Source organism: Kytococcus sp. HMSC28H12, assembly GCF_001816045.1.
GTDB classification, from domain to species: domain Bacteria; phylum Actinomycetota; class Actinomycetes; order Actinomycetales; family Dermatophilaceae; genus Kytococcus; species Kytococcus schroeteri.
On record NZ_KV824620.1, the window covers coordinates 1 to 932 of the forward strand.

Below are 932 nucleotides of genomic sequence, written 5' to 3' on the forward strand. Positions count from 1 at the left end.
CGGCCTTCGGCGCGGGCCTCGCGGGGGCGTCGGCCTGCCCGTCGTACACGGCGTCGCCCGCGTCCTCGGGCTCGGCGCCGTCCTGCACCGGCAGCGCGGTGGTGTCGGCACCCTGGGCCACCTCGGACTTGCGGGTGCGGCGCGCGGTGCGCACACGGCGCCGCGAGGAGTCGTCCACCTCGGCGGCCTGGTCGAAGGGCACGGTGTCCTCGTCCACCTCGCGGCGACGACGACGGCGGGCACCGGAGGGCTCCTCCTCGTCGCGCTCGCGGCGGGGCAGGCCCCGGGAGTCGCGGCGCGACCAGTCGAGCTCCTCGTCCTCGGCGTGGTGGCCGGGGTGGAAGAGCCGGTCACCCAGCTCCCCCAGTCTCTCGGGGATGCGGTGCACGGGTGTGGCGGTGAGCACCAGCAGCGCGAAGAGGGCCAGCAGCACGAGCACGGCCACGGCCCCCAGCGAGGTCAGGCCCACGCGCAGCGGGTTGGCCACGAGGTAGCCCAGGATGCCGCCGCCGGAGCGGACGGACTCCACGCCCTGGCTGGCGTCGGGATAGCCCAGGGCCGCGTGCGTGAGGCCGCAGGCAGCCAGGACGGCGGCCACCGATCCCACCACGAGGCGGGCGCTGTCGGCGGTCTCGGCGGGACGGCGCATCATGTGCAGCCCGGCCCAGAGCAGCAGCAGCGGCAGGGCCATGGCCACCAGCCCGAAGGTGCCGGCCGCCACGGCGTGGATGGCTCCGCCCAGCGCCCCGGACAGGCCCCACCACTCGCGGAGCGCCACCACCACGGCCAGGGCCAGCAGCACGAAGGCCACACCGTCGCGGGCGTGGTCACGCTCCAGGCCCCGGGCGGACCCGCCCACGCTGCGCACCGCGCCACCGACCGCGCCGGTCACGCCGTTCCACAGGCCGGCCACGGCGCGCCCGAGGGGCCCG

Annotated in this window: 1 protein-coding gene; it reads right to left on the reverse strand. The window is 77.5% G+C overall.

Translation table 11 applies throughout. The features are described 5' to 3' along the window. A partial coding sequence (locus HMPREF3099_RS09900; protein WP_202816750.1) for a DNA translocase FtsK 4TM domain-containing protein occupies nucleotides 1-932 on the reverse strand: 932 nt, incomplete at both ends.